The sequence below is a fragment of the Ideonella sp. B508-1 genome (genome assembly GCF_000333615.1).
Lineage (GTDB): Bacteria > Pseudomonadota > Gammaproteobacteria > Burkholderiales > Burkholderiaceae_C > Ideonella.
The window spans coordinates 1-6066 of record NZ_BADL01000224.1 but is presented as its reverse complement, the minus strand read 5'-3'; the positions used below and the strand labels follow the sequence as shown (position 1 = coordinate 6066).

Annotated in this window: 7 protein-coding genes; all 7 read right to left on the bottom strand. The window is 69.6% G+C overall.

Going from position 1 to position 6066, the window contains the following annotated elements; all coding sequences use genetic code 11:
* A partial coding sequence (locus tag I73_RS09690; protein WP_022980427.1) for a DUF47 domain-containing protein occupies positions 1–645 on the bottom strand: 645 nt, incomplete at its 3' end.
* Positions 646–879: 234 nt separating this feature from the next.
* The gene (folK, locus tag I73_RS09685) at positions 880–1386 is read right to left on the bottom strand and encodes a 2-amino-4-hydroxy-6-hydroxymethyldihydropteridine diphosphokinase (RefSeq protein ID WP_022980426.1); all 507 of its coding nucleotides are present in this window, start codon (positions 1384–1386) and stop codon (positions 880–882) included.
* Entirely contained in the window at positions 1383–2960 is a 1578-nt protein-coding gene (gene pcnB, locus I73_RS09680) for a polynucleotide adenylyltransferase PcnB (protein WP_022980425.1), read from the bottom strand. The genes folK and pcnB overlap by 4 nt, the downstream gene beginning before the upstream one ends.
* Positions 2957–3631, bottom strand: coding sequence for an HAD family phosphatase (locus tag I73_RS09675; protein WP_022980424.1), 675 nt, complete (start codon positions 3629–3631; stop codon positions 2957–2959). Before I73_RS09675 ends, pcnB begins: the two co-directional genes overlap by 4 nt.
* Positions 3628–4305, bottom strand: coding sequence for a DnaA regulatory inactivator Hda (gene hda / locus I73_RS09670; protein ID WP_022980423.1), 678 nt, complete (start codon positions 4303–4305; stop codon positions 3628–3630). The genes I73_RS09675 and hda overlap by 4 nt, the downstream gene beginning before the upstream one ends.
* A gap of 234 nt (positions 4306–4539) precedes the next feature.
* A complete protein-coding gene (locus I73_RS09665; protein ID WP_022980422.1) occupies positions 4540–5409 on the bottom strand; it encodes a SirB1 family protein in 870 nt (289 codons plus the stop codon).
* 31 nt (positions 5410–5440) lie between these two features.
* On the bottom strand, positions 5441–6066 hold a 626-nt coding region (gene murJ, locus I73_RS09660; RefSeq protein WP_022980421.1), incomplete at its 5' end, for a murein biosynthesis integral membrane protein MurJ.

Sequence of the window (6066 nt, the reverse complement as noted above, 5' to 3'; positions counted from 1 at the left end):
GGAGTTCTCGAGGACGATGCCCTCGATCAGATNGGCCACGTCCTCGCACAGTTCGGAGATGGTCTCCAGGTGCTCGTAGATGGCCNTGAGCTTGATCAGCTCGCGCACGTCGGTCTCCTCGCGGAACAGGCGCGACATGGCGCTGCGCATCACACGGTCGGCATCCGACTCGAGCCGGTCGATCTCTTCGCAGGTCTTCAGCGCCGCCTCGGTCACCTCGGCCTCGGCCAGGCGGGGCAGCAGTGTGACGGCATGGGCCACGCGCTCGCAGCAGCGCAGCGAGATGTCGCCCAGGCGCTGCACGTCCTCGGTGATGTGCTGCACGTCGTACAGCGCCATCACCTCGCAGGAATCCTGCAGCAGGTCCACCACATCGTCCATGGCGTTGATCAGGCTGTGGATCTGCTCGCGGTCCAGCGGCGTGATGAAGCTGCGGTGCAGCAGGCGATTCACCTCAGCGGTGACCTTGTCGGCGGCCCGCTCGGCGATGTCCACCTCGCTGGCGTACTTCTCACGCAGGTCCGGGGTGTTGTAGTACTGGATCATCGACACGAAGGCACGCGCACCCTCGACGATGTACTGGCCGTGATCGTTGAAAAGCTCAAAGAAGTTGCCATCACGGGGCAACAGCTTGCCGAAGAACATTCGGAACTCCTCTCGGGCGCGGGTGGCGTCGGTGTCCGTTCCGGACAAGGGCATGCGCCGACATGGCGCAACAAAACGCCACGGCATGCCCCGACCGGGTCAGCCCAGCCGGCTCCGTGGCGTCGCGTCTATCACCGGCATGTCATCAACATGTCATCGGTGTGTCATCCTACGATTGTATGCGAGCCCATGCGCCAGCCCAAGCCGGCCACCCCCACACAGGGTGTGCGCTCGTCACGCCAACCGAGAGATCGGCTGCGGCTCGAGCTGATGGAGCAGATCGCGCAGGGCGCCCCGCCCCGGCACGTACAGATCCGCACAGAGCTCGGCCAGTGGCACCAGCACGAAGGCCCGCAAGTGCATGCGGGGGTGCGGCAAGGTCAGCAACGGATCCTCGCTCACCTCGTCACCGTAGAGCAGCAGATCGAGATCCAGCGTCCGCGGCGCATTGCGGTAGGACCGCAGACGCCCGGCATCCTGCTCCAGCCCCTGCAGGCCGGCCAGCAACTCGGACGCGCTCAGCCCCGTGTCCAGCCAGGCCACGGCATTGACGTAGTCAGGGCCATCGGCCTCCACGGGCGCCGTGCGGTAGAGCGAAGAGGCCGCCCGCAGACGGGTCTGAGGCAGCCGGTCCAGCTGCACCAGTGTGTCGCGCAGCGTGCCGGCCGCATCGCCCAGGTTGGCCCCCAAGCCCACGAAGGCCGGGCGGCCGCCGACGGACGGGCGATCCGGCGCCGTCATTCGGCCGCAGGCGCCGCGCCGCCAGAGGGCTTGCGACGGCGACGACGGCGCTTGCGCGGGGCCGTACCCTCGCCGGGTTCGTCGGTGGCCTCCGGCTCATGGGCGTCGGCGTCATCCGGCACGGCGAGCGGGGCGGCGTCCACCGCCGAAGTTTCGGCCGGCCGCTCGCGCCGCGGCGCACGACCGCGCTTGGGGCGCGGCGCATCCTTGACGCTCTGCACCAGGGCCTCGCGCTCTTCATCGCTGCCCAGGGAGAAGTCCTCCCACCATTCGGCCAGTTCCACCGGCACCTCGCCGATGTCGGCCCGCAGGCGCAGGAAGTCGAAGCCGGCGCGGAAGCGCGGTTGCTCGGCCAGACCATAGGCCTGGCTGCCGCCGCGGCGCTCGAAGCGCGGCTGCATCATCCAGATCTCGCGCATGTCCGTGGCGAGCTTGCCACGGCCGGAGATGTCGCCGATGCGGGCATCGAAGGCCGCGTCGATGGCCTGGGCCAGCGCCGGTGTGGGATGCTCGCCACCGTCCTTCAGGCGCTGCCAGCCCTCCTGCACGTCGTGCCAGAGCATGCAGGCCAGCAGGAAGCTGGGCGCCACCGGCTTGCCCTCGCCCACCCGGCGGTCGGTGTCGGCCAGGGCCAGGTTCAGGAACTTCTCGCGCACGCTGCCGGGGGTGGCCTGGCGCAGCACTGCGTCCAGCACCGGGAACACGCCCTTGTCCAGGCCGAAGCGCCGGATCTGCTCCAGGCTGGCCAGGGCATGGCCGGTCTGCAGCAGCTTGATCATCTCGTCGAACATGCGCGAGGCCGGCACATTGGCCAGCAGGCCCAGCATCTCGCGCAGCGGCTTCTCGGTCTTGGCCTCCAGCTTGAAGCCCAGCTTGGCGGCAAAGCGCACCACGCGCAGGATGCGCACCGGGTCCTCGCGGTAGCGGGTGGCCGGGTCGCCGATCATGCGCAGGGTCTGCGCGCGCAGGTCCTTCAGGCCGCCGTGGTAATCCACCACCACCTGGGTGGCGGGGTCGTAGTACATGGCGTTGATGGTGAAGTCGCGCCGCGCGGCATCCTCGATCTGCGGCCCCCAGACGTTGTCGCGCAGCACGCGACCGCTGGCGTCCACCACATGGCTCTTGCCGGCCATCTCACCCTTGGCGGTCTTCTCGTTGCCCGCCACCTGCTCGGCCGCGCTGGCGTCCATGTAGGCCCGGAAGGTGGAGACCTCGATCACCTCGTGCTCCCGCCCGCGCCCGAACACCACGTGCACGATGCGGAAACGCCGGCCGATGATGAAGGCCCGCCGGAACAAGGACTTGACCTGCTCGGGCGTGGCATTGGTGGCCACGTCGAAGTCCTTGGGGCGACGCCCCACCAGCAGGTCGCGCACCGCGCCGCCGACGATGTAGGCCTCGTAGCCGGCCTGCTGCAAGGTGCCGACCACCTTGACGGCGCGGTCGTCCAGCAGCGCCGGGTCGATGCCGTGCTCGCTGGCCGGGATCTCCACCCGACGGCCTTGGGGAATGGCGGACTTGCCCGACGGTGCGCCGGACTTGCCCAGCAGCTTGTCGATGATTTTGCGGATCATGGCGTCTCGAAAAGATTCAGGATGGGCCAGCCGCGCTCCTGCGCGATGCTGGCCAGGGCCGGTGTGGGGTTGGTGGCCACGGGCGAGCGCACCTTCTCCAGCAGCGGCAAGTCGTTGGTGGAATCGCTGTAGAACAGCACATCCTCGAAATCGTCCCAGCGGTGGCCCTGCGCCGCCAGCCAGGCTTCCACCCGGGTGACCTTGCCTTCGCGGAAGGTGGGCACCCCCCGGATGGCGCCGGTGGCGCGGCCCTGGGCATCGCGCTCCAGCTCCACCGCCAGCAGATGCCCCACGCCGAAGGCGGTCGCGATGGGACGGGTGACGAACTCGTTGGTGGCCGTGACCACGGCCACCAGATCGCCGGCCTCGAGGTGGCTGTCGACCAGCCGACGTGCGCGCTCGTGCAGGGCCGGCCCGATGACCTCCGCCATGAAGCGCTCACGCGCGGCCTCGGCTTCAGCCAAGGGACGCTCCCGCCAGGCGGAGGTGGCGAAGGCCACGTACTCCGCCAGGTTCAGGGTGCCGGCCTGGTACTGGGCGAAGAAGGCATCGTTGCGCTGACGCCAGACCTCGCCGTCCACCCAGCCCAGGGTGACCATGAACTCGCCGAAGGCGTGGTCGGAGTCGGTGGGCAGCAGCGTGCCATCCAGGTCGAACAGGGCCAGTTTCATTCCAGGGTCTCCGGCGCTTCGGCCAGCATCTTCTTCAACAGGGGCACAGTGACGGCCCGCCCTTGGGCAAGCGAAAAGCGGTCCAGGCGCTGAAGCAGGTCCATCAGCGAGCCCAGGTCGCGGCTGAAGTGGGTGAGCAGATGGTCCAGCACCTCGGGCGACAGACGCAACCCGCGGCGCCGGGCTTCATCGGCCAGCACCTGGCGAACAGCCGCCTCGGGCAGCGGCTGGACCGCGAAGACCGGCCCCCAGCCGAAGCGGGTGCGCAGGTCTTCCCGCACCTCCAGGTTGACGGGCGGCAGACGACCGGCCGCGGCCACCTGGATGCCATGGGTGGCGGCCTCGACGAAGAGCATGAAGGCCGCGTGCTGGCGCGCAGGATCGAGCCGCTCGGCCCCGTCGATCACGATCAGCGACCAACCCTCGTCGAAGGCCCAGTCGAGCGGATCCTCGGCATCGAACCAGCCCACGCGCCCACCCTGCTCCCGCACCTGGTGCGCCCAGGCCGCCAGCAGATGGGTCTTGCCCACGCCGCCGGGGCCATGCAGATAGACCGGGGCCCCCGGCAGCACGGCATGGCGCAGGCTGTCCACCACCAGGGCGTTGTCGCCCACCACGAAGGCATCGAAATCCTGCTCGGTCTCCAGACCGATGGCCAGGGGCAACTGCCTCACGGGCGCTCCTTCGCCCAGCCGACGGCCCCCGTGCGGCCCAGGCGGCGCGGGTGGCAGTAGTGGAACAAGGAGATCTGGGACATGGCAGAGGATGGGGTGGGTCGGCCAGGGCGTCACCGTGAACCCACTGGCGACAGGCCCCGGGAGACGGGGACCCCATGAAGACCCGACACACACGGGGCCGCTGGCACCCGCGAAATACCGCATTGTAGAGGCCCCGGTCCCGAAGACGCCTCAATGCCAGCGCGGGGGCGGCTGCTCGCGCAACAACCGCCATTGCGCCCGGATCCTGTCGGCATCTTCGGCATCAGGGACCTCGCGCAGGTACAGGGCCAGGTCCTCGGCGGCCGTCAGGCTCTGCCCCAGCTCGGCCAGCAGCAGCCCACGGTCCCGCCACTCCTCCCAGGACTGGGGCAGCAGGCGCACCAGCCGCTCCTGGACCGCCAGCCCCGACACCGGATCCCCGGCGGCGCGGTGGATGGACTTGAGGTTGCCCAGCATGCGGGCCAGGATGTCACGCGGACTGGCCGCCTGCAGGAACAGCCCCAGCGGCACCGCATCGTCCCCCACCAGACCGCGCTGCTGGCAGAAGGGCTCCAGCCGCTCCTCCAGTTCCTCGCGGGACAGCGAGCGACCATCCAGCGGGTCGATCAGCACCTCGCCTGCAGGCAGGTGCAGCTTCACCAGGAAGTGGCCCGGGAAAGAGACCCCCATCGCCGGCAAGCGGGCCTGGGTGGCCAGCTCCACATAGAGCACCGCCAGCGACACCGGAATGCCGCGGCGCGTCTCCAGCACCCGATGCAGATAGCTGTTCTGCGGGTCGTAGAAATTGTTCGCGTTGCCGCCAAAACCCAGCTCGTGGAAGAAGTAGCGGTTGAGCATGCGCAGGCGGTGCAAGGGGGCCGCATCGGGCGGCAGGCGGCTGCAGAAGCGCTGGCCCAGCCGGTCCACCTCGTCCATCACGGCCTGCGCGTCCAGGCCCGGGTCGGCGTCCTGCCCCAGCAGGGCGGCCGCCTCCAGCAGCGGGAAATGCGCGTCCTCGGCCACCAGGGCGGCAAAGTACTCCAGGGCGCTGGGCGCCTCAAGGCGCATCGGAAGGCTCATGGCCCGAGTGTAGGCCCAGCTGGCCGCGGGCTCAGGCCCGGCGCAGGAAGCCCTGGGGCCGCAAGCCCACCAGCCAGAGAAGCCCGAAATAGACCACCGCCCCAACCGCGATGGCCCCCGCCAAGGCCCCGGCGCGAAGCAGTGCGTGACCACGCCAGGCCAGCCAGTCGATGGCCTGGCTGGTCCAGCCCAACCACAAACCCAGCGCGAGGTTGGCCGGCAGCAGGCGCAGCAGGAATCCCAGCCAGCCCGGTGACGCCCGGTACAGGCCCCGGGCCCGCAGACCGTAGAGCAGCCAGGCCGCATTGACCATGGCCCCCAGGCCGATGGACAGGGCCAGACCCGCGTGCCCCAGCCAGGGCACGAACACCAGGTTCATCAGCTGAGTGCAGGCCAGCACGACGACCGCGATGCGCACCGGGGTGCGCAGATCCTGCTGGGCGAAGAAGCCCGGCGCCAACACTTTCACGCCGATCAGCCCCAGCAAGCCCACCCCGTAGCCCCGCAGGGCCAGCACCGTCATGTCCACCGCCTCGGGGCTGAAGCGACCATAGTGGAAGAGCACGGCCACCATGGGCTTGGCGAACACCAGCATGGCGATGGCACAGGGCAGCGCCAGCAGGGGCCACCATCGCAGCCCCCAGTCGAGGTGGCCGG

Coding starts and splice junctions, on each gene's coding strand:
- folK (WP_022980426.1), bottom strand. CDS start 1,386: ATGACGGCGCCGGATCGCCCGTCCGTCGGCGGCCGCCCGGCCTTCGTG.
- I73_RS09675 (WP_022980424.1), bottom strand. CDS start 3,631: ATGAAACTGGCCCTGTTCGACCTGGATGGCACGCTGCTGCCCACCGAC.
- I73_RS09665 (WP_022980422.1), bottom strand. CDS start 5,409: ATGAGCCTTCCGATGCGCCTTGAGGCGCCCAGCGCCCTGGAGTACTTT.
- pcnB (WP_022980425.1), bottom strand. CDS start 2,960: ATGATCCGCAAAATCATCGACAAGCTGCTGGGCAAGTCCGGCGCACCG.